Annotated in this window: 17 protein-coding genes; 5 read left to right on the forward strand and 12 right to left on the reverse strand. The window is 55.8% G+C overall.

What is annotated here, in order from left to right; translation table 11 throughout:
* Window positions 1-89: 89 nt before the first annotated feature.
* The 12 genes from ACU6TU_RS11815 to ACU6TU_RS11870 form a co-directional block, all read right to left on the reverse strand.
* Entirely contained in the window at window positions 90-2,450 is a 2,361-nt protein-coding gene (locus ACU6TU_RS11815) for an EAL domain-containing protein (protein WP_447141604.1), read from the reverse strand.
* Between the two features lie 36 nt (window positions 2,451-2,486).
* A complete protein-coding gene (locus ACU6TU_RS11820) occupies window positions 2,487-3,170 on the reverse strand; it encodes a methylamine utilization protein (RefSeq protein ID WP_447141605.1) in 684 nt (227 codons plus the stop codon).
* Window positions 3,171-3,719: 549 nt separating this feature from the next.
* Entirely contained in the window at window positions 3,720-4,784 is a 1,065-nt protein-coding gene (locus ACU6TU_RS11825) for a c-type cytochrome (RefSeq protein ID WP_447141606.1), read from the reverse strand.
* Window positions 4,784-5,449, reverse strand: a complete 666-nt coding sequence (locus ACU6TU_RS11830; RefSeq protein ID WP_447141607.1) for a c-type cytochrome — start codon at window positions 5,447-5,449, stop codon at window positions 4,784-4,786. Before ACU6TU_RS11830 ends, ACU6TU_RS11825 begins: the two co-directional genes overlap by 1 nt.
* Before the next feature lie 39 nt (window positions 5,450-5,488).
* The gene (locus tag ACU6TU_RS11835) at window positions 5,489-6,820 is read right to left on the reverse strand and encodes an ATP-binding protein (protein WP_447141608.1); all 1,332 of its coding nucleotides are present in this window, start codon (window positions 6,818-6,820) and stop codon (window positions 5,489-5,491) included.
* Window positions 6,817-7,500, reverse strand: coding sequence for a response regulator (locus ACU6TU_RS11840; protein ID WP_447141609.1), 684 nt, complete (start codon window positions 7,498-7,500; stop codon window positions 6,817-6,819). Before ACU6TU_RS11840 ends, ACU6TU_RS11835 begins: the two co-directional genes overlap by 4 nt.
* A gap of 170 nt (window positions 7,501-7,670) precedes the next feature.
* Complete coding sequence (locus ACU6TU_RS11845) at window positions 7,671-8,078, reverse strand: DUF6691 family protein (RefSeq protein WP_447141610.1); 408 nt, start codon at window positions 8,076-8,078, stop codon at window positions 7,671-7,673.
* Complete coding sequence (locus ACU6TU_RS11850) at window positions 8,075-8,536, reverse strand: YeeE/YedE family protein (RefSeq protein ID WP_447141611.1); 462 nt, start codon at window positions 8,534-8,536, stop codon at window positions 8,075-8,077. Before ACU6TU_RS11850 ends, ACU6TU_RS11845 begins: the two co-directional genes overlap by 4 nt.
* Window positions 8,537-8,546: 10 nt before the next feature.
* Window positions 8,547-8,735 carry a YgaP family membrane protein gene (locus tag ACU6TU_RS11855; RefSeq protein WP_447141612.1) on the reverse strand — a complete coding sequence of 63 codons (189 nt, stop codon included), beginning with the start codon at window positions 8,733-8,735 and terminating at the stop codon, window positions 8,547-8,549.
* A 27-nt stretch (window positions 8,736-8,762) separates the two neighbouring features.
* Window positions 8,763-10,580, reverse strand: coding sequence for a SulP family inorganic anion transporter (locus tag ACU6TU_RS11860; RefSeq protein ID WP_447141613.1), 1,818 nt, complete (start codon window positions 10,578-10,580; stop codon window positions 8,763-8,765).
* A gap of 48 nt (window positions 10,581-10,628) precedes the next feature.
* Window positions 10,629-11,495: an MBL fold metallo-hydrolase gene (locus tag ACU6TU_RS11865; protein ID WP_447141614.1), complete on the reverse strand. Its 867-nt coding sequence runs from the start codon at window positions 11,493-11,495 to the stop codon at window positions 10,629-10,631.
* Between the two features lie 544 nt (window positions 11,496-12,039).
* Window positions 12,040-13,023 carry an OmpA family protein gene (locus tag ACU6TU_RS11870; RefSeq protein WP_447141615.1) on the reverse strand — a complete coding sequence of 328 codons (984 nt, stop codon included), beginning with the start codon at window positions 13,021-13,023 and terminating at the stop codon, window positions 12,040-12,042.
* A gap of 292 nt (window positions 13,024-13,315) precedes the next feature.
* Between ACU6TU_RS11870 and ACU6TU_RS11875 the strand changes: the two genes are divergently transcribed.
* From ACU6TU_RS11875 to ACU6TU_RS11895, 5 genes are read left to right on the forward strand one after another with little or no spacing between them, the layout of a single operon-like run.
* Window positions 13,316-13,888 (forward strand): FlgO family outer membrane protein, encoded by a 573-nt coding sequence (locus ACU6TU_RS11875; RefSeq protein ID WP_447141616.1) that lies wholly within the window; start codon window positions 13,316-13,318, stop codon window positions 13,886-13,888.
* A 49-nt stretch (window positions 13,889-13,937) separates the two neighbouring features.
* Complete coding sequence (locus ACU6TU_RS11880) at window positions 13,938-14,744, forward strand: SDR family NAD(P)-dependent oxidoreductase (protein ID WP_447141617.1); 807 nt, start codon at window positions 13,938-13,940, stop codon at window positions 14,742-14,744.
* A complete protein-coding gene (locus ACU6TU_RS11885) occupies window positions 14,737-16,362 on the forward strand; it encodes an LTA synthase family protein (RefSeq protein ID WP_447141618.1) in 1,626 nt (541 codons plus the stop codon). The genes ACU6TU_RS11880 and ACU6TU_RS11885 overlap by 8 nt, the downstream gene beginning before the upstream one ends.
* Window positions 16,359-23,798 carry an SDR family NAD(P)-dependent oxidoreductase gene (locus ACU6TU_RS11890; RefSeq protein ID WP_447141619.1) on the forward strand — a complete coding sequence of 2,480 codons (7,440 nt, stop codon included), beginning with the start codon at window positions 16,359-16,361 and terminating at the stop codon, window positions 23,796-23,798. The genes ACU6TU_RS11885 and ACU6TU_RS11890 overlap by 4 nt, the downstream gene beginning before the upstream one ends.
* On the forward strand, window positions 23,795-25,126 hold the full coding sequence (locus ACU6TU_RS11895; protein ID WP_447141620.1) for an aminotransferase class I/II-fold pyridoxal phosphate-dependent enzyme: 1,332 nt from the start codon (window positions 23,795-23,797) through the stop codon (window positions 25,124-25,126). Before ACU6TU_RS11890 ends, ACU6TU_RS11895 begins: the two co-directional genes overlap by 4 nt.
* Window positions 25,127-25,140 lie beyond the last annotated feature (14 nt).

Below are 25,140 nucleotides of genomic sequence, written 5' to 3' on the forward strand. Positions count from 1 at the left end.
CGAGTACAGTTGGCCTGGAAAAGCAGAATAAGCACATGATTTAACTCTTTGCTTTCTTGATGGTCATTGCTTTGTTGATGGTCATTGTTTTATTGATGATCAGTGCTTTCTTGATGATCAGGAGGACCGTCTACGAGGAGGGTAAAAGTGTCTAACCAATCAACGACGTCATTGGCGGGCATAGGCCTGGAGATCCAGTATCCCTGTAAATAATCGCAATCAAGGGCGTCGAGCAGTTTCGCACTAGCGATATTTTCCACCCCTTCTGAAACAATTTTTAACCCAAGATTATGCCCCATCTCAATCGTTGAACGCACAATGGTAAGATCTTCTTCCTGAGTATCCAGATTGAGCACAAATGACTTGTCTATTTTAAGTTCATCCACTGGCAGGCGTCTGATCTGCGCTAATGATGAATAACCGGTGCCGTAGTCATCAATGGCAATTCTGAGACCCAGCTGACTCAGTTCAAGCAGATTTTTAGTTGCCGCCTCAACATCCTGCATAACGGCACTTTCCGTCACTTCAAGTGACAGCAGTTTTGGAGAAAGATCGTAATGTCTTAAGATTTCGCTGATTTTTCCGGGCATTTCAGCATTGATCACGTCGCTGGCCGATAGGTTGACCGCCACTGAAATAGAGTGCCCTTCGTTTTTCCATTGACTGATTTGTTGACATACATGTCCCAACATCCAACTGGATAACCTTCCGATAGTGCCTGAGCGCTCCGCAAGACTGATAAATTCATCAGGAGGCACAAACCCTAACGTAGGATGTCGCCAGCGCATAAGCGCCTCGAACTGATAGACGTTGCCCGTTCGAGTGTCCACTTTGGGTTGGTAGGCCATCCATAATTCATTATTACTGATCGCCTCATTCAGATCACGAATCAGCATTAACTGGCGCAGATGCTGTTCATCCTGACCTTCCATATAACAGGCGTGGCTACGTTGATGCTGACGCGCCTGGTCGAGGGCAATATCTGAACGTCTTAGTAGCAGTTGAGCGCTCTCACCATGGGTGGGATACGTCACTTCACCGGTCGAAAGTGAAGGTACAATCATCGATTTTTTAAGTTCCACGGGCTCACTAAGTCTGCTCATCAGCTCCACCCGCCTGTTGGCGCCATACTGTTCCTGATGGATGAGCAGCATCAACTCGTTGCCGTCCAGGCGATAACCCGTGATACCGGATGAATGCAGTGCCTGAATGCGTCTTGCAATCGCAACCATCAAGTCGTCACCAAAGGCGTAACCAAACGTATCGTTGATATTGCGAAAATCGTTAATGGTAAAGCGCAGTAACGTAAAGGGTTGGCGCTGAATGATGTATTGCTGAATATCCTCCAGCGCGCGGATGCGGTTGGGAAGATCCGTCAGAAGATCATGGCGTGACTGATGAAACAGCGTTGCCTCACGCCTGGCAATGTCGTCCTGCATGGAAAACAGGGTATTGGCCATTAGCTCTGTTTCTGAAAACGCGGTGCCTTCGTAAGTGCGTTTGACATGCTCGCCTTTACCGATACGCTGGGCGATCTGGGCCAGTGCAATCAGCGGCTTACTGATGCTGCGTGCACTCCATACCGCAACCGCCAGTGTTGCCAGCAACATCAGCCCGACAATACTCAATAACTGCCACTGCAAATGGCGATAGGCACTCAAAAGCTCTTCCCGGGAAAGCTGAAAAAGAGCAAAGGATTGATAGTGTGCATCGGCCAATAATGGTGATGCGTAGGAAAGATAAGTGTTGTTATCCGACATCTGGGTCTGAGTGGTATCGGTGCCATCCATCAACTTGTCGCCATGATTGACCATCAGGCGCCTGGCAAGTGTCTCTCCATGGGAGCTGGCTAGATAGTCAATATCGCCGTTTGATGAATAGGTGACAATACTCACTTCAAGCCCGGTGAGCGCATTGATTTCGTCGGTCAGGTCTTCATCAATCAAGAACCCCATCCCTACCCAGCCTATCAGGTTCGGGGCGCGTACTGGCATCAGCACGAACTCATAGGGTTCACCGTCATTGATCACCACGCTGACTCCGCTACCGTTCTGCTGAGCACGTTGAAAAAGCTCTGTAAACGGCATCGGATCTGATTGAGGATGGTGGCTACTGGCCAGAATATTGCCGTTCAGGTCCGTCAGCATGACCATATCGGCGTTGGCTCTGCCACCATGGTTGGCCAGCACCGAATACAGCGTAGCGGTATCCTGAGTCGCTACTGCACTTTTGAACCCAAAGTCGTCGGCCAGAATAGCCACGTTATTACGCAGCTGATCGCCACGGATATCAAGCAGCTGATGGAGCACGCGAGCGCCGACTTCAAGGCGCTGACTACCTTTTTCCTGGGCATCATTTTGGGTGGCACGTAAAAATGCCATGCCCGTTGCAAGTTGGGAAACTATCACAACGGCCAGAAGCACCAGCATTAATCGCGTGCGAAATCGCATAGATACCTCTGTAGCATATTTAGGGCTGGCACTTTTTTAGTCGGTGCGGGTTGTCGCTTCTTGAAAGCGCTGCTGCAATGGGGAAAGGGCTGGTGGCTCAGATGGCAGAGCGTTTAGTGCAACACTGACATTCATGCTGTCCCCATCACTGACATTGCCTTCCCACCAGACAGACTGACTGTCATCCATGCGGCTATGCCAAACCCGCATACGATGCTGCCCTTCCGGCAGATCAGGAATCAGCAACTGCCCTTGCGTATCGGTTAACGCGGCATAAGGTGCATCGCTAACAACGATGAACGCCTGCATATGGTCATGAATATTACAGCCAAGTACGACAACTCCTGGCGTATCGAAATGAACAGGCTCTGGCGTCTCACTCAGGTACAACTCCAGATCAAATGTTTTCGCTGGCGAGAATGAGAAAACATGATGGCGTGTCGTATCTTTATTGGGAAACGTCACTTGGCTTCCAGTCGGTACGGTAATCACCTGCGGATGAAACGTTGCATCACGCTGAATAACACTGGCCGTTTGAGTCGCCGACACCTCAGCATTGTTGATAAACACTTCCACAACAGCATTCTTTAACGGCGCACCGCTCAGGTCAGTAACGTTCACCTCAGCAGCCAGGACATCAATGCTGAGAAGCATGGCGACACAACCAGGTAGCCATTTGATATAACGGGATGGATGTACGGCAGAGCGTGAAGAAAGCATGAATGAACACCTGCAACATGATAGGTGGGGCGTCATTCCATTGACAATTAGGGCAATAATATCCGACTGATTCTTTAGGGTCTGTTGACGTTTCATTCACGGCCGCGCTGGTGTCAGTTTTTATTCGGGGCAAGGCAGGAGGAGAGACGTTTGGTAACTCCAAATGAACGACGACTAACGCCGCAGCGGATAAAAACTGACCCAGCCCTTCGGGTTGCGCTTCAAAATGCACCATACTGCGTTGCGAAACTTGAGAAGGGAACCACCCTTAACGGCGTTCCGCGCCTTGTCTGGCACATTTTGATGCAGCAACGCGGTTCGTGATGAAACGTCAACAGACCCTAACACCCTACATCATTTTTAGTGCTTTATGGCGACAAATCTAGCACTTACAGACATAGTTTCCTGACTTCAATGCTCGCTGAGATCATACAGGTAGTCGTGAGCAAACCATTCCAACCAATCGCCGTCGTAAAGCCATGCGTAAAACGCCTGACCCGCTTTGGCCGGTCAGGCGTTTGAGGTTACGGGAGCCGACAGAATATGGCGTCAGTCTTCCAGATCTTCGAAACGTGGTACGCCGACATTCCAGGGCACAACCTCGTCACCTTTTTCGCCCCAGTTGGCATGGTCTCCCAATCGATGCCCATCGTGCTCGCGCACTTGCCCGTAGCTGGAGTTTTTATGAAACGTCGGACCAAAGAGCTCCAACATAGTGTCAACATCACCCGCATTGGCATAGCGCGGATCCTGGGGGCGCTCCTGACGCGTCATGAAGTAGGCAACATCCCAGGCGTCCTGGTCGGAAAGCGACAGCGGCTGCCCAAGCGGCATGTTGTTTTTGATAAACCCTGCGGCGGTATGCGTGCGGACAATCCCAGCACCCCAGTTATTGGAGCCATCTCCCCATAGCGCCGGGAAGACATACTCGCCGTTTTCGTAATGCCCAGCACCATCGTCCTGGTGACAGATAGCGCATTGCTCCTGATAGACCGTTTCACCATTCGCGTAGCTAAGTGCTTCAGGGCGTTCCGGGGCCGGGAAACCGCGGCCGTAAATTGGTTGGTCCGGATACATCGGCGCACCGGTGGCCAGCCATTGGTGATACGCCGACAGCGCGAGCATATCGTCACTGCCGTATTCCGGCGGCGTACCGTTCATGGAATAGGCAAAACAGCCGGCAATCCGCTCTTCAAGGTTATTGACGTGTTGATTCTTGCCACGGAAATCCGGCAGCGTCACCGCCGCTGGCCAGACCGGCGCACTGAATGGCTGTCGCCCTTCTCCCAGGTGACAGCTGGAGCAATTCATATCGTTAAAGACGTTTTCACCGCGTAACTGCTGCGTGTCAGTAAACAACTCATAGCCACGCCGAATGACTTTCTTGAGCTCCGGGTGAATATCCGCCTCTTCCAGATCAGCCATGGTGGGCGGAACATGCACCAATTCGTTTTCCTGGGGCGCCGGATAACCCAATTCAACAAGCGTCTGGTAAGGCGCTTGCGTTGCCTGCGATTCGCTCCCATCTGCGGACTGCGCAACGACGCCGCCAGCGATCAGGGCCATAGAGGCACCCGCCACGCCCATTACCAGACTTTTTTTATGCATGTTCATTATTTCTCCCCCTCTTCCACGCTGGGCGTCTGGCTTGCGTACCACGCCGAGACTGCGTCAATGTCCTCATCACTCATACGCTTGGCAATCGCACCCATCAGGTTCTGGGGGTCATTTGAGCGTTCGCCTTCTTTCCAGGCGTGTAGTTGGGCGCTGATATACCCTGCGTGCTGGCTGGCAATCCCGGGGAAATCACTCCCCACTCCGCCACCGCCAGGGCCGTGGCAGCTAGCACAGGAGACAACGTAATCATCCCAATCCCCCCGATTAGCCAACTGTTCGCCACGCGTCAGCAAGGCGTCACTGGCATCTTCACCGCCAGATGCAGCGGTAACGTCCATCTGGCTGTAATAAGCCGCTACATCAGCAATCTGCTGGTCATTCAGCATGTTGGCAAACGGCATCATGCTGGCATTCTGGCGACGGCCTGATTTGAAGTCATGCAATTGCTTTTCAATATAACCGGCATCCAGCCCTGCCAGGCGCGGCCAGGATTCACCTCCCGGCATATTCATTCCACTGCCATCCGCCTGATGGCAGGCCGTACAGGTAACCGCTGCTGTTTGGCCCCGCTGCGGGTCTCCTGGTTCCAGCGCTAATGCGCTGTTTACGCCCAAACCAGCGCCGAGTAGCAGGCCTAGCCCGCCCAGTATCCTCTTGCTCATCACGGTTTTCCCCTATGAAATTATAATAATCAACGTCAGCTACTCACCGGTAGCCAGTAAAGACGCTGGTATAACGAACTCGGCAACCAGGCCGCTATCCGTGGCGTTATAAAAAGCCACGCGTCCTTCAAAGCGCTCAGCGATCGCCGCCACTATCGCCAGCCCAAGACCGCTACCCTGCGCCTTGCTGGCTCTCCAGAAACGCTTAGGCAACTGTTCTAGCGTTTCCTCAGAGACACCCTCACCATGGTCTCTTACACGAAAAACCACGGCCCGTTCTCCCTCCAACCAATGGGCACTCAACGCGATTGGCTGATCTTTCGGGCCGTGGCACAGGGCGTTATCCAGCAGGTTACGCAGTGCAGTAATGGCCAATTCACGAGGAATCGCCAATATCGCTACTGGCCACTGTTCAGGTACCAAAAAACGCCCAGAATCTGTGGCCTGTGAATCTGCCATGGCGCAGTTGGCCACCTCTGCCACATAACTTTCTTCACCGTCATCAAAACGCAAACGCCCCTCAACCCGTGCCAACATCAACAGCTGGTCCAGCGTTCGACTCAAACGCACAACGCCCTGCTCTGCCTGAGCCAACGATGCCACCGCCGCCTCACCCTCCACCCGGCCAGCTACCTGCAGATGCGTTTTGATCGCGGTAAGCGGCGTGCGCAGTTCGTGAGCAGCATCATTGGTAAACCGTTGCTCGCGGATCAGGGTTTGCTGCACTTTAGCCAGCAAACCATTGAGTGTTTCAATCAAGGGACGAATTTCTCTCGGCACGCCATAAGTGGCGATAGGGGCTAATGCGTCCGGGTGTCGGTGGGCCAGCGATTCCCGCAGCCGCGCCAACGGTGCCAGGCCACGCCAGACCACAACCCATAGCGCCAACAGACTTCCTACCAGAGCGAAAACAAAAGGCACGACGGCAACCTTCATAACATCCCCAAGCAGCATGTCGCGTTCATCCATACGGTCAGCCGTGGTGATCGTCAGTCCGCCTCGTTCATAGGTAAACACCCGCCAGGTCATATCGCCTTTTTTACGGTAAGCGTGACCTTGTTCTTTCGGGGTAAGGATCGATTCCATATCCGAATGCGTACGCGCCACGATTTCTCCCCGCGGGGAATGCACCTGACACGCCAACCCTTCAATCGGCGGGATTGACAACGCACGCTGATCAGCCTGCTCCCATGCTTCGACAGGCAACTGCAACATTAGTCCGGCCACCATTCGTGCCGATTGCGCCAAACGCTGATCGAGGGTTTCCACCACTTTTTCCTCAAGATCCCACATCAACCAGGCCGCCGCACTGCCCCACAACACCAGCAAGGTGACCCCAAGTGTCAGCAACAGCCGGATACGCAGACTCACGTTTTCTCTCCACCAAGAGCCTCTGCTTTACCCAGCCGATAACCCAAGCCGCGCACCGTCTCTATGACGCCAGTTCCCAGCTTGCGGCGCAGGTGGTGGATGTGAACGTTCAACGCATTGCTTTCTACATCTTCGTTCATGCCGTAAAGACTGTCTTTCAGCTGATCGGCGGTCAGCACACTTCGTGGGGCATAGAGAAAGGCTTCCAGCAATACCAGTTCACGACGCAACAGCATCACCGGCATGCCGTGAACCGTGACCTGGCGCCCCACCGGGTCGAGTGTCAGCGCACCATGCTGAATGACGCCGCTACTGCGACCGGAGGCCCGCCGCAACAGGGCGTAAAGACGAGCCACCAGTTCATCCAGATCAAATGGTTTAACCAGGTAGTCGTCGGCACCGTTGTGCAAGCCATCGACGCGGTCACGTACGGCATCCCGTGCCGTTAATATCAGCACGGGTATATCCACCCCGTGATTACGCCACTCTTCGAGTAACATCAGGCCATCGCCGTCCGGCATACCACGGTCCAGCACCACAACATCGGTGGTCACCGTGGCCAGTGCCTGGCGTGCTGCCTGTAACGTTGCCACGTGATCAACCACAAAATCGTAGGTCATAAGCCCCGAACGAATCCCTGCAGCGACCAGGGCATCATCTTCCACCAGCAAAACATGCATAACGGATCCTCTGGTTAATATGCAGCATGACAAGGCAGCATTAACCCAACGTTAAGCCTGGGCTCAACATTGCCTTCACCGCAAAAAAAGCCCCTGCCGACAAGGTCAGCAGGGGCAGATACACGACTAAAGAACCCATCACTCATCGCGTAAAACGCGCACCACCCGGCTCAATGACTGAACCGCCGCGCCACAAACCAGCCCGCCACCATGGCGACCAGCATGGCAATTAATGGCACGGAAATACCGCTGATCGATGCAATCGCAGGCCCTGGACAATACCCTGACAACCCCCAGCCAATGCCGAACAGTGCGGCGCCGCCTAATAATCTGCTATCCAGATCCTGCCGGGTCGGCAATTGAAAGCGCTCACCAAAAACGGGGGCCGAACGTTTGAACACCAGGCGGTAACCAATAAAACTGGTTACCACAGCACCGCCCAATACAAACATCAGCGTAGGGTCCCAGGCACCCGCAATATCCAGAAAGCCCAGAACCCGCGCAGGGTCAGTCATCCCCGAAATGGCCAACCCCAAGCCAAACAGCAAACCGGCGATATAGCCCATTACCATTTTCATGCGCTACCTCCCAGCACATGGCGAGCAAGGTAGACAGTGACCATCGCCGTCAGCAGAAACATAAGAGTGGCCGCCAAGGAACGCGGGGACAGGCGAGCCAAGCCACACACGCCGTGCCCACTGGTACAGCCACTGCCCAGGCCGGTTCCCAACCCCACCAGTAACCCCGCCACCAGCATCAACACAACACCGCCTGCAGGCTCGCCAATCACCATGCCCGGCGCGTTTACCACATTGCCCAGGCCGCCACCTAACGCCATCACCACCAGCGGCCCACTGATCATGCCCAGCACAAAGGTAACGCGCCAGGCGCTGTCACCTTCAGGGCGCTGAGTCAGCAGGTTACCGACAATGCCACTAATGCCCGCAATACGCCCCAGCGTTCCCATCAGCCAGACGGCTGCCAGACCGATGAGAACTCCCCCGATAAGCCCTTGCAGGGTTGCTGTCCAGTCCACTTTGCTCTCCTTATTTAGTCTTACAGGTACTGATCCCCAGTAACGAATACACCGGGCAGGAATTCATTAAACCGGTTGCCAGCGGAACCACACCAATCCAGCCCCAGACGCCGATAGTGCCGGTCAACGCGAGGATAATCAGCAGCGCACCAACAACGATACGCGCTATCTTGTCAAAACCACCTACGTTAGTTTTCATTTCAAACTCCTTTCATTGATTATTGAATCATCTTTCTGAAACCGGCATTGCGGATGCAATGACGTCATCACCATCAAACAGCAGGGATAAAGAGGATGCTTCCGGGCAGGTTGACTGCTCTGGATAGAGCGCATTGGACGGCTGGGTCAACGCCACCCAGGCACTGTAGGTGCTGAGAAAGACAAAGCCAGTCAGCTCCTTACAGAAAGACGTTGTCTGCAGCCGATCCATCACAGGGCCTTTAATTTCCGCCATATGCAGGGAAACACCGGCATCTCTCAAGCGATGATTGATCGTTTCAAGACTTTCCAGCGCTGAGGCATCAATCACGTTGACGGCCTGACAGGCCAGCACCAAATGTTTGACCTCTGGATTACGGCTAACAACTTCCATCACGGTATCTTCAAGATAACGGGCATTGGCAAAGTAGAGACTTTCATCAACGCGCAAAATACATAAAAACGGCACGGTTTCGACCTGGTGGCGCTCAATATTGCGAAAATGCTCGCTGTTGGGCACACGGCCGATCACGGCACTATGGGGTCGACTGGTACGATATAAGTGTAGTGCCAACGACAGGCCTACGCCTGCCAGAATTCCGCTTTCCACCCCATTACCCAGGGTGACTATCACCGTGGCAAACATGGCGGCAAAGTCACTGCGTGAATAACGCCAGGTACGCACGATGATGGGGAAATCCACCAGACTGAGCACGGCAACAATAATGGTCGCGGCCAGAGTAGCCACCGGCAGATAAGCAATCAGCGGCGTCAGCAGCAGCGCCGCCAATGCGATCCCGACGGCCGTAAAGGCACCGGCAGCTGGCGTCTGGGCACCTGCATCAAAATTCACCACCGAGCGCGAGAAACCACCGGTCACCGGCATGCCACCTGAAAAAGACGCCGCAAGATTGGCACTCCCTAAGCCAATCAACTCCTGGTTAGGGTCAATACGCTGACGACGCTTGGCGGCAAGCGTTTGCCCTACCGACACGGACTCCACAAAGCCGACAATACTGATCAACAGAGCTGCCATTAGCAGCTCCTGCCACAAGTCGACATCAAATCCTGGCAGGCTGATGGGCGGCAACCCGGCAGGAATCGCCCCCACAACGGCGACACCGCTCTGATCCAGCTGAAAACCCCAGGTCACAAGTGTGGTGACGATAACGGCCACAATAGGGGCAGCCTTGGTTAACAGGTCGGCAACCATACTCGGTGCGCCCACTTTGAGTAACCCGCCTTTCAGCCAGCGCCTGGCAGCGTAAAGAAACAGCAGGCTTCCCAAGCCAATCAATAACGTCGCCGTGTGGATATTGGCTAACTCGCGGCTCAGGCCGATCAGTAATTCAACCAGATTGTGCCCAGCTGCCTCGACTCCCAGCAAATGGCGCAACTGACCTGCGGCAATGATCAACCCTGACGCAGTAATAAAACCGGAAATCACCGGGTGGCTCAGAAAGTTCGCCAGAAACCCCAGCCGCGCCAGCCCCATCAGAGTCAGAATAAGCCCCGAAAGCAACGCCAGTATTAAAGCGGCCCCCACATATTCCGCGCTACCGGGCGTAGCGATATTGCCTAATGCGACAGCGGTCATCAGCGACACCACCGCAACAGGCCCTACCGCTAATGTCCGGCTGGTACCAAAGATTGCATAGGCCACCAATGGCAACACACTGGCGTAAAGCCCGACTTCTGCTGGCAGGCCTGCCAGCATTGCATAAGCAAGCGACTGTGGAATCAGCATGATCGTGACGATCACCGCCGCCAGCAGATCGCGGGTCAGGGTTTCGCGCTGATAGTGCGGCAGCCATTGCAGAATTGGCAGGTAGCGTTTCACATTCACTCCATCGCCTTGAAGTTGGGAGACATCGCAGGCGCACTGGCGTCGTTTTTAAAACCGGTTGACCGGCACTTTCAGATAGACCTGACCGTTATCGTCGGCAGGCGGCATTTCACCGGCACGCATGTTGACCTGCACCGAGGGGATAATCAGCTTTGGCATTCCCAGTGTGGCGTCCCGCTCGGTACGCATGCGCACAAATTCATCTTCACTGATTCCATCATGCACATGGATGTTGGCAGCGCGCTGTTCGGCAACCGTTGTTTCATGCTGGTAGTCGCTGCGCTCCGGTGCTTTGTAGTCGTGGCACATAAACAGCCGAGTCTCTGACGGAAGCGCCAGCACTTTCTGGATCGAATGGTAAAGCGCACGAGCATCGCCACCGGGGAAATCACAGCGCGCCGTGCCGTAATCGGGCATAAAAAGGGTATCGCCAACGAAGGCAGCGTCACCGATCACATACGTCAGGCAGGCAGGTGTATGGCCCGGCGTATGCAGCACATGACCTTCCATGCCACCGATAGCAAAGACGTCGCCTTCCTTGAACAGTGCATCGAACTGACTACCATCCCGCGCAAACTCAGTGCCAGCATTGAAGGCTTTACCGAACACCTCCTGAACCACAGTGATGTTGGCGCCAATGGCAGTTTTGCCACCAAGCTGCTCATGCAGGTAAGGCGCTGCCGAAAGGTGATCAGCATGAACGTGGGTTTCAAGAATCCACTCAACGCTCAACTTATGTTCACGTACAAAGGCAATAATAGCGTCTGCCGAGCGCACATCAGTTCGGCCCGCTGCATAGTCGAAATCCAGTACGGAATCCAGAATCGCGCAGGCATTGCTATCCGGATCTTTTACAACGTAGCTGAAGGTATTGGTAGGTTCGTCAAAGAAATGCGTTACCTGTGGGGAACTCATGGGTGCCTCCCTCGTATTACCGATATTTATCTGCGAACCATCCAGTCAAACAGCCGCGCAGCATATGGCAATAGAATAACGCAAAAAATGTTATATGTTTATATTATTTTGAAATATAAAACCTGATAATTAAAACATCCGTAACAATAGAGGTGTGAGGTGTGAGGTGCGAGGTGCGAGGTGTGAGGTGCGAGGTGCGAGGTGCGAGGTGCGAGGTGCGAGGTGCGAGGTGCGAGGTGCGAGGTGCGAGGTGCGAGGTGCGAGGTGCGAGGTGCGAGGTGCGAGGTGCGAGGTGCGAGGTGCGAGGTGCAAGGTGCGAGGTGCAAGGTGCAAGGTGCAAGGTGCAAGGTGAAAAATTATATTTATTTAAAAAAAAGTGAGACAACACCTTGCCAACAGAGCGTAAATAGCTATACTGATCTTGTACCCATTGGTGGACTTGTACACCCATCCCCTTATGCCAATGGGCTGCAGTGAGCCAAGCCCTTTGATGCCCGCCTCCCCCGGCGGGCTTTTTTTGGCAATTTGCCTCTGGCGGTTACGTTTACTCCACGTGGATAATCACTTCTACACGGCGATTACGCGCACGACCTTCCGGCGTGTCGTTACTGGCAAGAGGCTGAGTGGCGGCCCGCCCTACGGCTCGCAACCGGTTAGCGTCAACTCCTGCCGCTTCAAGCGCTTCGACAATTGCGATGGCACGAGCACTGGAAAGTGCCCAGTTAGACGGAAACTCTGGTGTATTGATCGGCCGACTATCAGAATGCCCTTCAACGGACACATCTCCCTCATAGCGCTGAATCGTCGACACCAGCGACGACACCAGGCCGCTGCCATTTTCGGTTAAATCCGCTGCGGAACTCGGGAATAGCAGCTGATCCTGTACACGCAGGTTAATACCTTCGGAAACACGTGAAACTTCCACTCCATCAAGATCAGGTAAATAAGCGGACGCTTCGACTTGTTGTGAAAGCGCCTGTTCTAATGCCACGGCAGAGGCAACCGCATCATTATCAATTTCCTCAACATTGACCGGCGGCCTATCGGTCAGCACAACCATGAAATCGGCCAACGGCTGTTGCAAGTCAAATCCTGAGGGCAGCATCAAACGCGGTAAAGGAAGCGACGGCTCACCCACCTTTTCCTCAGGCTTGGCCAGTAAAGGAGGAAGACCCGCCCCCACCTTTGGCGGCAACCCCGCCACCCCTAACGCAGCGCTGATGGCGGCAGGGTCAAGCTGACCACGGGGTACAGGACGGGTTTCACGCCACTCACGAGCCTCTACCAGAGTCGCAGGCAGCGGCACTTCAAAACGGGCTGGGGGCGGTTCAACCCGTTCCGGCTGACGCGACTTCACCAGCCAGCCAGGGTTTGCCGCTTCCGCCGCCACCAGTACAATCACAAACAGTGCGACCAGCAGGGTCATGATATCGATGTAACTGATCATCCAGGCACTATCGCTATCATCTTCGTGGTGTGCTTTAAGCAATGAGTCGTGTCGCGGGCCACGACGATGATCTTCAAGCATCCGGTTTATCACTCATTCAATTGCAGCGCCTCATGGCCGATTCGTGGTAAGCATGGCAAACTGGTTTATAAAGTTCTGTTTTAAGAACTGTTTTTAAGAACTGTTTTCAAGAACTGTTTTTAAGAACCGGTTTCAAAAACCGATTTTAACTCGAGGCTCTGACTACCGCTCGGTTAGCAAATAAAGCGGTTGCCACAGGAATGCTGACATGACAAACGCTCGATGGCGACCCCTTTACAAAAGCTGTAACTTACAGAGTCGACACTTACCGTTACTTCAAGCAGGAAGCTGTATGAACGCATCACATGCTTCAGGCGCTTACGTCTACCTCTTTCGCTGGTTATTAATCAGCATTTTTAGTGTATTGCTGGCGGGCTGCCAAAACTTCGGCAACAACACAACCACTGAGGTAGAACCACCAAGCCTTTCTGAGCTCGCCCATCAGGCAGCTGAGGAAATGATCAGCCATCATCCGGACATTCTGCGTTACAGCCCAATGATTGCGGCTACCTTTGTTGATATCGACAACCTTGACAGCTCTTCGACATTGGGGCGCATCAGTTCAGAAATCATGGCCTCGGCCCTTGTGCGTCAGGGTATGCAGCTACGCGAAGTCAAGATGCGCGATAGCCTGTTCATAGAAGAAAGCGTGGGCGAACTGATCCTGTCACGCCAACTTCACCGAGCAAGCGCACACATGGATGCACGCTCCATTCTCATGGGCACCTATGCCCAGGGCGAAGACTATCTTTACATCAGCACCCGTCTGGTACGCTCAACCGATGCTATGGTTCTTGCCAGCGCCGACTTTCAAATCCGGCTGGATAACAATATTCGCAGCCTACTGGACGATGGTAGCTGGTAACAGGCTACCTGAATCACAACCTTGAGTTTACTTTACGAGATAACGTCCATTGAATAGCGCCCCTCGCTCTCAAGCTCAGTGCATTCTTATCACCGGCGCCACAGGTGCCATCGGTGGTGCGCTTGCCATGGCCTACGCCAAGACCTCCAACCATCTGATTCTGCATGGACGTCGCCGTGAAGTTCTCGAGCACCTGGCCGAACGCTGCCGCGACAAGGGGGCTGAGGTCACCACTAGCTCGGTCAACCTGACCGACAGCCAGGCGCTGGCGGAATGGCTAACAAGCGTAAACCAGGGGAACCTTCCCGATGTCGCCATACTCAATGCAGGGCAAAACACTCACCCTGTTGGAGCTGGCCGCTTGGAATCGCTGGATAACGTTACCTCATTAATTGATATCAATCTGAGAATCCCCGTCGCCATGACGCACCATCTGGTACCCGCCATGCGTCAGCGTGGTAGCGGCCAGCTGGTGTTTATCAGCTCTCTGGCGGGCTGGCACGGCCTGCCCAACACGCCAACCTACAGCGCCACCAAAGCGGGCATCAAGGCTTACGGAGAAGGCTTACGTGGCTTGCTTGAACCCGTTGGTATCGGCGTAACCGTCATCATGCCGGGTTACGTCACCTCACCGATGTGCAAAGCAATGCCGGGCCCCAAGCCTTTTGAAATACCGGCCCACAAGGCAGCGGCCATCATTCAGCGCGGCATCGAGCGCAATAAAGCACGGGTCAGCTTTCCTTTTCCTCTCAATATGGGCACCTGGTGGCTGGCCGTTCTTCCTGCCGCCATCTCACAACGTATTATCAAGCGACTGGGGTTTGACCATACACAAGAAGAGACGCCAAATGGTTGAAAGCCTCTTACTTGTCATACTGCCCATGATCACAGGTGCTATTGGAACCCTGCTGATTGAGCAGCTGCTCCGCCCGCAGCCACGTTCGCTGTGGCAAAGAGGCATTGCCCCAGGCTTGATGCATCTGGGCAGCTGGCTACTGCTTTTCGGGCTTTTCACGCTGGTGCTGCAACGCCCGTGGTTTGCGGTGGTGTTTATCCTGTCTCTGCAGTTGGTCGTCGTGCAGGCCAGCAACACCAAATCGCGAACCCTGAACGAACCTTTTATCTGCCACGATTTTGAGTATTTCTGGGATGCGATCAAGCATCCTCGCCTCTACGTGCCTTTTTTTGGAATCCGTCTTGCCATTGCCGCCAGCAGTGCTGGCGCCGCTGCCATCGCGGCATTCCTCTATTGGGAGCCGTCTCTGGCATCACAGGCAGGCCCAGTTACGTTTATGGCGATCAGTCTTGGTCTGGCAACCGCCGGTGGATTACTGCTTGTCAGCGCCTGGCAGAAAACACCGCCCCCGCTGCTGGAGCCCCGACAGGACATTGACCAACTGGGCCTGTTTACCAGCCTGTGGGCGTATGGTGTTGCCCTGTTTCGCGCCCCATCATCACTGCCTACATCTCCCTTTAGTGAGATGCAGCCGCCATCCAGCCCATCATCAACTCAGCCCAATGTGATCATGGTGCAAAGTGAGTCGTTCATGGACCCGCGAACCTGGTGTCCCGACGTAGCCCCGCAACTGTTACGCCACTTTGATACCACTTGCCAGCAAGCACTGGAGCATGGCCAGCTCAAAGTGCCCGCCTGGGGCGCCAATACGGTAAGAACCGAAGCCGCCGTGCTAACGGGCATTTCCCCGCAGGCCTGGGGGGCACGTCAGTTCAACCCTTACCGCAGCCTGGCTCGTCAATCGGTAGCAGGCCTGGCCTCATTATTTCAGCAGGCCGGCTATCGCTGTATTTGTGTTCACCCTTACCCGGCTTCCTTCTATCTGCGCGACAAGGTCATGCCAGGAATGGGCTTTGAAGACTTCCTGGATATAAAGGCATTTAGCGAATCCGATAAAGCGGGGCAATACACAGGTGATGCTGCCGTGGCGAGAAAGATTGGACGACTGCTCAAAGATGAAGATAATAGGCCACTGTTTATTTTTACGATCACTATGGAAAATCACGGCCCCTTACATCTTGAATCGCCGTCACGCTCAATACTGGATGAGACACTGCCCGATGCAAAATGGCCACTGCCCATTTATCAGCAGGATCTGGCAGTTTATCTGAATCATCTACGCCAGGCCGATGAAATGCTGAACAATATTAAACACAGCCTGCAAACATCGACAAGATCTGGCGTGCTGTGCTGGTATGGGGACCACGTACCTATATTGCCAGAAGCATACGGGCATTATGGTGCCCCTGATGGCACGACCCCTTATGTGATATGGTCAACCGGCAGGGCTCAGGCGCCCTCTGAAGCGCCGACATCGTTATTATCAGGTACGCCAGAAAGCCCTTCATCGGTGTTGCTGGCCGAAGAATTGGGCATCCACCTGTTTAAACAGGTGTTCGAACGCGATATAAAGAAAGATGTAAGCAAGGCGATACCAGAACATCAGGAGCAAGAATGACTAAACGCGTTGCCATTATCGGCGCCGCCCATCGTTTCCCTGGCACGACCCCTGAAACGTTCTGGCAGGATTTGCAAGCCGAAAAGGATTTTGTCACGCAGGTTGCCCCGGATCGTTGGAGTCAGGAAACCTTCGGGCATCCTAACAAGCGTAATCCGGGCACCAGTGTCAGCTTTGCGGCTGGTAGCCTGGGCGATATCAGTGGGTTTGACCCCGAATTCTTTGGCATTTCCCCTCGTGAAGCTGCCAACATGGACCCGCAGCAACGCATGCTGCTGGAATTGGCCTGGGAAGCCGTTGAAGACGCAGGCATCCAACCCGCTGACCTGCGTGGCAGTCAGTGCGGCGTATTTCTTGGCGTCGCCAGCCTGGATTACTCTTACCGTATGGCGGATGACATGGCGGCCATAGATGCCTCTACTGCCACCGGTAATACCTCCAGCATTGCCTCCAACCGCGTCTCTTACGTGTTTGACCTGCATGGCCCCAGCATGTCGCTGGATACCGCCTGTTCGTCATCCATGGTCGCTTTTCATCAGGCCTGCCAGGCAATCCGCAGCGGTGAAACCAACATGGCGCTGGCGGGCGGCATCAGCCTGCACCTGCATCCTTACGGCTTTATCATTTTTTCTAAAGCCAGCATGCTTTCCCCCACCGGGCGCTGCCAGGTGTTCGACGAAGCGGGCAATGGCTATGTCCGTTCGGAAGGTGCCGGGCTATTCATGCTCAAGGACTATGACGATGCACTGGCTGATGGCGACAACATCCTGGCGGTTGTGGCAGGCTCAGCTGTCAATACGGATGGCCATAAGTCGGGCCTGACGGTGCCCAACCCCAGCGCCCAGGTAGACCTGATGCGCCGCGCCTATCAGCAGGCAGGCATTACGCCAGACGAAATCGACTACCTTGAAGCTCACGGTACCGGCACTGCCGTCGGTGACCCGATTGAAAGTCGCGCCATCGGCGAAGCGCTCGGCAAACACCGCCAGACGCCACTGCTCATTGGCTCGATAAAAAGCAACCTTGGTCATCTGGAAACCGCTTCAGGTGTTGCCGGTCTTGCCAAGGCGCTTTACAGCCTTAAGCACCGCGAAGTACCTGCCACAATCGGCATTCGTAACTTCAACCCGAAGATCAAGTTTGACGAGTGGAACATCACCGTTGTTACAAAAGCTCAGGCGCTGAAAAAACACGGCCGTCTGGTCATTGGCATTAACTCTTTTGGTTTTGGTGGTGCCAACGCTCACGTGATTCTGGAAAGCCCGCCCGACGCTCTGCCACGCACCGAACCTGCTTTGGAAGCTTCACCGGAACATCCGCTTCCGATTCGCATCAGCGGGCGCAGTGACGAAGCGCTGACCGAAAACATTGAACGCCTGGTGGCTCGCCTTCGCGCCGCAAGCGGTGACACCTTTTACGATATTGCCCACACGCTTTATCAGCGCCGTGAGCACCACATCAAAGGCGCACTAGTGTTTGCCCACAGCGCTGAGCAGGCGGCGGCGGCGCTGACTCACTTCGTTGATGGCAGCGACGCCCCCTGTGCTCTTCCTGCGGTTACCACGTTCGACAGACTCTCGAATGCTAATGGCCCCGTGTTTGTTTACGACGGGAACGGCTGTCAGTGGGAAGCCATGGGCCGCGACCTACTGGAACAGGACGCCACTTTTGCTGCCGCGCTTGAGCAGGTCGACCAGTTATTTGAACCTCTGGGCGGTTTTTCGCTGCGCAAGGAGCTTAGCGGTAAAAATGGCGCAAACCGCCTGGAGCGCACGGAAATTGCCCAGCCAGCCCTGTTTGGGCTCCAGGTAGCCGTGACCCTTTGGCTGGCTGAGAATGGCGTACGCCCAGTGGCCGTTTTCGGCCATAGCGTTGGCGAAGTCGCAGCCGCCTGGGCCTCAGGTGCATTGTCACTTGCCGATGCGGTGAAAGTCATTCATTACCGCAGCCACTTTCAGGGCAAGACGCGTGGCCAGGGGCAGATGACAGCTGTCGCCCTCGGCGCGGATGCCATTCAGGAATGGCTGGAGCAACCCGGCTACCAGGGAATCTGTCTGGCGGGTATCAATAGCGCCAGCGGCGTGACCCTGGCGGGCGACCCATTGCAACTGACAGCGCTGGAGACAGCGCTGGGTGAACAGAGTATTTTCGCCAAACGTCTGCCGCTGGATTACGCATTCCACAGCCCTGCCATGGATGCGATCCAGTCCGGGGTAATTGAAGCGCTATCCGACATCACCCCATGCCAAACCCGCATTCCGTATATTTCCACGGTGTCCGGCGAGATAATGGATGGCCAGTCACTGGATGCCACTTACTGGTGGAGAAACATCCGTGAACCGGTACGATTTCATGCGGCGGCCAATGTGCTGGTGACACAAGGCTTTAATGTCTTTGTTGAAATTGGCGCGCACCCCATTCTGCGCCGCTACCTGACTGACACGCTGCGTGAAGAAGATACCCAGGGGGTTGTTCTCAGCAGTGTAGAGCGAGACCAATCTGGCCCTGAGTGTCTGGCGCTTAGCCTTGCCAAGCTGCTGCTTAGCGGTGTCGCGGTCGACACCAAACGCTTTTTCCCGGTGGAAGGCCAGCGGGTTGCCCTCCCCCGCTACGCCTGGCAGCACCAGTCACTATGGGTGACTCCCAGCAGTGACAGCCAAGGGCTCCTCAACCGTTATTATCAGCACCCGTTACTTGGCTACCCGCTTGCCCAGCAGGAGCGCACCTGGGAAAGCCAGTTGGACGTTCAGCGCCAACCCTGGCTATCAGGTCATGTGGTCGGCGAAGGCGCTGTTTTCCCTGGCGCCGGTTTTGTTGAATTAGCGCTGGCGGCCGCCCTGCAGCGTCAGGATACGCCACAGGTGGACATTGAAGAGCTGGAAATCCGCGCGCCGCTGCTGCTCGATACGCCGCATGGGCGGATGATGCGCCTGCATATGGGCGAACAGGATGGGCGCATGGAAATTCGATCCCGTGAACCCGCGGTTGGTCAGGAATGGCAACTCAACGCAGTGGCCCGAATGCTCCAGGAAACCTGCGGCTCGTTACTCACGCGTTCGGCTCCGCGCCGCCCGCAGCGTTTGCCGGATTATACTCTTGATCAGCACTTGGCCATGGCAGAACATCTCGGCCTGCATTACCAGGGGGCGTTTCAGGCGATCAGCCACGGCTGGATTGAGGGCGATAGCGTCATTGGTGAGATAGTCACCAATGAGCCACTGCAAGCCTCACAGCAGGGGCTGTACCTGCATCCCGGCATTCTCGACAGCGCCTTCCAGATGTTTATCCCGCTGCTCGCTCAGCGCGGAAACACCGACTCACTTGCGTTTGTTCCGGTTCGCGTTGGGCGGGTTCAGCTGGATACCCAGGCTGGCCCGCCGGCCCTGGCCCGAGCCGTGATGGGCAAACGTTCGCCGCACTCGTTCACCGCGGATTTTGAGCTTTATGATGCCAGTGGTAACGCCGTCGCGGTGCTTTCAGAAGTGCGCTTCAAGGCGATTCGACTGAACCGGACCCATGACCAGGCATTAAGCTATCTCGACGTACAGCTAACCCCGGCGCCACTGGAAAACAACGGCTTCGCTCCTCCCGACGACGCCATGGAACGCCTTGGGCATTTGATCAGCGCTTACAGCGAGCAAACGGGCGAGCGCTACGCCAACGAAGTCGCGCCCCTACTTGACCGTCTGAGCGAAGCGTTCAGCGAACCTGAGAGCGATGACGCCCAGCCGACGCCACAGGCAATCTGGCAATTACTGGTGCAGGAATACCCTGATTACTTTGCGCCCGTTCACCTGGTCGGCCGCCTTGGTTTGCACCGCGAAGCACTGCGTTCCGGCACGCGAGATATCGACACTCTGGGCATCAGCGATGAACAACTCAGCCGCCTTAACCGCGTATTGATCGGTGAGAGCGGCTGGCAAAGTATTGCCCAGCAATTAACCAGCCTGCTGGATAGCCTGCTGGAAAACCAGCCTACGGGTCAGCGCCTGCGGCTTCTGGAAGCGGGTTGCTGCGTCCCGGCGCTGGGTGAACGACTGCTGGAGCACCTTGCTCACCGGGTTACCAGCACAGCAACGGCGCTGGAAGACAGCTTCCACCAGCGCATTGTGGCTACCACGGAGGCAAGCCTGCATCAGGCCGAACAACTCCAGGAGCACTATCCGCTGCTGGACATTCACTCGCTGGACACTACATTACCGACGCTGAATGCTGGCGAAAAGGCACAGCTTGCCCTGGTTAGCCTGGATGTCACTCATCCTGAACGCACCTTCCAGCTACTCGAGTCACTGCCCGCCATGCTGGCGCCGGGCGCTCAGGTACTGCTGCTGGGCGTACACCCCGGCCGCTGGATGGACGACCTGCTAGCCACACCGGGCATCGACCGCCAGGCCCTTGAACCTGCCATGCTAAGCCAGTGGCTCACCAATACCGGCTGGCTGGCAACGCCACCCACCGCCCTGGAGGGCAGTGACAATGGCGCTTACCTGATTCACGCCACCGCGCTTCAGGAAAGCCAGCGAACGGCCTGTTCGCCAACGCAGCGTCATCTGCTGATAGCCGCTCATTCGGAAGACCCGCTTGCCAACTCACTGGTCGCCAGCCTTGAAAAACGCGGTGACCCCACCTGCCTGATGGTGAGTGATGCCTCTCCGTCTACCCTGCTTGACGACGCCCTTACTCAGGCGCCGCTGGCCGACTGGGCGGAACTTGCGCTCAATGTCGTCGATCTGCGCGACAGGGACAGTGACGATGACACGACCAGTCACGCCCAGACGCAACGCTGTGAGCTGGCCAGAGAATGGACGCTCACTCTCGAAGCAGCTCGCATTCCCGCGACGCTGTGGCTGACAACCCAAGGGGTGAGCGCGCTCTGGCAGCCAGCATCTGCCGCGGATCCAATACCTGGCGCAGATATAGTGCCGCAGGATGCTGCTTTATGGGGTTTCGGGCGCTCGCTGGCCAATGAAGCCGTCGAGCACAAAGTTGGTCTGATTGATCTGCCGGTTGAACCCGGCACAGCAGCGATAAACGCCTGTGCCGCCTCGCTGAGCACCCCGGACGCTGAAAACGAGATTGCCATTACCGCGAAGGGGCAACGCTTTGCGACTCGCCTGCGTACCCTGACGCCGCCGAATCCTGACACTGCGGAGCCAAGCCAATCAGCAACTGCTGATGCTCCTCATCAAGCCATGACGCTGGGCTTTGCCATGCCGGGACAATTGCGCCAGCTGCAATGGCGTCCGCGCAAGCTTGCCGCTCTGGGCGCGCAGGACGTGGAAATCAAGGTCAAGGCCACAGGCCTCAACTTCCGCGACGTCATGTACACCCTGGGCCTGCTCTCGGATGAAGCCATCGAAAACGGCTTTGCCGGCCCAACGCTGGGCCTTGAGTTTGCCGGCGAAGTCGCCGCCGTAGGCGATGCCATCACGCACCTGAAGCCCGGGGACGCCGTGGTCGGTTTCGGGCCAGCCAGCTTCAGTGACCGCCTGATTGCTGGCCAACATGCGGTCGCTCCGTTACCGGAAGGCATCAGTTATTCCGCTGCTGCTACTATCCCAACCACTTTCTTCACCGTTTACTACGCGCTAAAACACCTGGCGCGACTGGAACCCGGTGAGAAAGTGCTCATCCATGGCGCGGCAGGCGGTGTAGGCATCGCCGCCCTGCAGATCGCCCAGTGGTTAGGCGCTGAGATCTACGCCACCGTGGGTTCTCAGGAGAAACGTGACTTCCTGCATCTGATGGGGATTCACAACCTGTACGATTCGCGCTCGTTAACCTTTGCCGAAGAAATCCTTCAGGACACCGGCGGCGAAGGCGTGGATGTGGTGCTTAACTCGCTGGCTGGGGAGGCGATCAACCAGAACCTGCGCGCCTTGCGCCCATTTGGCAGATTCTTGGAGCTTGGCAAGCGCGACTTCTATGAAAACACCCATATCGGGCTGCGACCGTTCCGCAACAATCTCAGCTACTTCGGGATTGATTCCGACCAGCTGATGAAGGTACAGCCCGCCCTGACGCAACGCCTGTTCGGTGAAATGATGGCGCTGTTTAACGATGGCACTCTCAGCCCGCTACCGTTTACGGCCTTCAATCACAGCCAGGTGATTGATGCCTTCCGCTATATGCAGCAGGCCCGCCAGATCGGCAAGGTCGTGGTGACCTATGAGCAACCCATAGCGGCGCGCAACAAACCACCGTTAGGCAACGACGTGCTCAGGCTTCCCGCTGAAGCCAGCTACCTGGTGACCGGCGGCCTTGGCGGTTTCGGTCTGAAAACCGCACAGTGGCTAGTGGATAAAGGCGCCAGAGCATTGATACTGCTCAGCCGCAGCGGCCCCGCCAGAGAAGAAGCACAAAGCGCAATTGCCGCCTTTGAAGCCCAGGGCGTGAACGTTCTGGCCGCTGCCTGCGATATTACGGATCGTGAGGCACTTGCCGACGTTATTGCCCATGCCCATCAGGCACTTCCCCCGCTACACGGTATCGTTCACGCGGCCACCGTCATTGATGACAGCCTGATTCGCAATCTGGATGCCGAACGAATTCACAAGGTGCTGGCACCCAAGATTGATGGCGCACGCCATCTGGATGCCCTGACCCGTGATTGCCCGCTGGATTTCTTCGTAGTCTACTCATCCGCTACCACGCTGTTCGGTAACCCTGGGCAAGCTAACTATGTGGCCGCTAACCATTGGCTTGAAGCCTTTACGGCCGCGCGCCGCCAACGTGGCCAACCGGCGACCTGCGTTCGATGGGGCGCCATTGAAGACGTGGGGTTCCTGGCACGCAATACGCGTACCCGGGATGCCCTTCAGGAGCGCCTTGGCGGGTCGGCACTGCACTCCGATGATGCGCTGAATGTGCTAGAACAGATGCTGCTTTCCTCTTCAGCAACATCGCCAAGCCTTGGGGTGCTGGAACTGGAATGGAGCGCGCTGGCGCGCTTTCTGCCGACCGCCAGCACGCCGCGCTTTATGGAAATCGCCCGCACCAGTGATGATGATGGGCAGCCAGAAGGTGACAGCAGTGATATTCGCGCCATGCTGGAAACTCTCCCGCCAGACGAGCTGCACGCAGCAGTGACTGACCTGCTGCGGGCTGAGCTGGCTAGCATACTGCTCATCGAAGAAGATAAAATCGATACCCAGCGTTCTGTCTATGAGATGGGCTTTGATTCGCTGATGGGGGTAGAGTTGATGACCGCTATCGAAAATCGGCTGGGCATCGCTATCCCGGTGATGGTGCTGAGTGAAGCCTCAACGCTGGACAAACTGGCGGCGGTCCTGATCCAGAAAATGCAGCATAGTGATGTTGATGTTGAAGATGCACCGCAAGATGCGTTAGCCTCTCTCGCCGCTCGTCATGGAGCCGAAGGCCTGCAATCGTCACCGCAGGCCACCCGCTCCTCATCCACCCAAGAGGCCACATGACTGCCAAGCGCTCAGAACTCAAAAAACAGTTACTTGAACAGGCCAGGCAAAGACCCACACCGCGTACCGCGGGAAGTGGCAGCCTTACTGGCCAACCGCGCTCTGCATCGCGGCATGTTCCTGAGCGCTTTACCCGTTTTGATGCTCATCCGGGCTATCAGCAAATCGCCATGATGCGTCAGGGCGCTGAGCAGCTGGGCCTGAAAGACCCCTTCTTTAAAGTCCATGAAGGGACCGCCGGTGCGACCAGCGTGATTGATGGACGAACGTGCATTAACTTTGCCAGCTATAACTACCTGGGTTACTCGGGTGACCCACGCGTTAATCTGGCCGCCACTGAGGCCGTCCAGCGCTATGGCACCTCGGTGTCTGCCAGCCGGGTGGTTTCCGGTGAGCGTCCGATTCATCAGCAGCTTGAACAGGCCATTGCCAAGGCCTACCAGGTAGACGACGCGGTGGCATTCGTCAGCGGCCATGCCACCAACGTTTCTACGTTAGGCTATCTGCTGGGGCCTAAGGATCTGGTTCTCCACGATGAGTACATCCATAACAGCTCACTTGTAGGAGCGCAGCTTTCCGGCGCCAAACGGATGCCATTCAGCCACAATGACATAGCGGCACTGGATGCCCTGCTGGAGCGTCACCGCCACCAGTTCGAGCGTACGCTGATCGTGGTGGAAGGCCTCTACAGCATGGACGGTGACATTCCCGACCTGCCCGCTTTGATTGCGCTGAAACAACGCCATCAGGCCTGGCTGATGGTTGATGAAGCGCACTCTTTTGGTGTTTTGGGCGATACCGGCCACGGCCTGCGAGAGCATTTCGGCATTGCTCCTGGGGAAGTGGATATCTGGATGGGCACCATGAGCAAGACGCTCTCCGGCTGTGGCGGCTATATTGCTGGTAGCATTCCTTTGGTGGAAACCTTGCGCTACTTTGCCCCCGGTTTTCTCTACAGTGTCGGCATGCCGGCTCAGGTGGCAGCGCCATCGCTTAAGGTGCTGGAACTCATGCCCGATGAGCCCGAACGGGTTGAAAAGCTGCATGCCATTTCCCGCTATTTTCTGGAGCAGGCCAATGCCCGTGGCATGGATACCGGCCACAGTATCGGCGCTGCCGTGGTGCCGATTATCGTCGGCAGCTCGCCACTGGCCGCTCACCTCTCCCATGCACTGTTTGAACAAGGGATGAACGTCCAGCCGATTCTGCATCCGGCGGTACCTGAAAAAAGTGCCCGGTTACGGTTTTTCCTGTCCTGTGAGCACACGCAAACCCATATTGATCAGACGCTGGACGCGCTGGCTAAACTCCTAGACAACAACAGATAACGACAAGGATGATT

Source organism: Halomonas sp. LS-001 (assembly GCF_052983955.1).

Coding starts and splice junctions, on each gene's coding strand:
- ACU6TU_RS11815 (WP_447141604.1), bottom strand. CDS start 2,450: ATGCGATTTCGCACGCGATTAATGCTGGTGCTTCTGGCCGTTGTGATA.
- ACU6TU_RS11820 (WP_447141605.1), bottom strand. CDS start 3,170: ATGCTTTCTTCACGCTCTGCCGTACATCCATCCCGTTATATCAAATGG.
- ACU6TU_RS11825 (WP_447141606.1), bottom strand. CDS start 4,784: ATGAACATGCATAAAAAAAGTCTGGTAATGGGCGTGGCGGGTGCCTCT.
- ACU6TU_RS11830 (WP_447141607.1), bottom strand. CDS start 5,449: ATGAGCAAGAGGATACTGGGCGGGCTAGGCCTGCTACTCGGCGCTGGT.
- ACU6TU_RS11840 (WP_447141609.1), bottom strand. CDS start 7,500: ATGCATGTTTTGCTGGTGGAAGATGATGCCCTGGTCGCTGCAGGGATT.
- ACU6TU_RS11845 (WP_447141610.1), bottom strand. CDS start 8,078: ATGAAAATGGTAATGGGCTATATCGCCGGTTTGCTGTTTGGCTTGGGG.
- ACU6TU_RS11855 (WP_447141612.1), bottom strand. CDS start 8,735: ATGAAAACTAACGTAGGTGGTTTTGACAAGATAGCGCGTATCGTTGTT.
- ACU6TU_RS11865 (WP_447141614.1), bottom strand. CDS start 11,495: ATGAGTTCCCCACAGGTAACGCATTTCTTTGACGAACCTACCAATACC.
- ACU6TU_RS11870 (WP_447141615.1), bottom strand. CDS start 13,023: ATGCTTGAAGATCATCGTCGTGGCCCGCGACACGACTCATTGCTTAAA.
- ACU6TU_RS11875 (WP_447141616.1), top strand. CDS start 13,316: ATGAACGCATCACATGCTTCAGGCGCTTACGTCTACCTCTTTCGCTGG.
- ACU6TU_RS11885 (WP_447141618.1), top strand. CDS start 14,737: ATGGTTGAAAGCCTCTTACTTGTCATACTGCCCATGATCACAGGTGCT.
- ACU6TU_RS11890 (WP_447141619.1), top strand. CDS start 16,359: ATGACTAAACGCGTTGCCATTATCGGCGCCGCCCATCGTTTCCCTGGC.
- ACU6TU_RS11895 (WP_447141620.1), top strand. CDS start 23,795: ATGACTGCCAAGCGCTCAGAACTCAAAAAACAGTTACTTGAACAGGCC.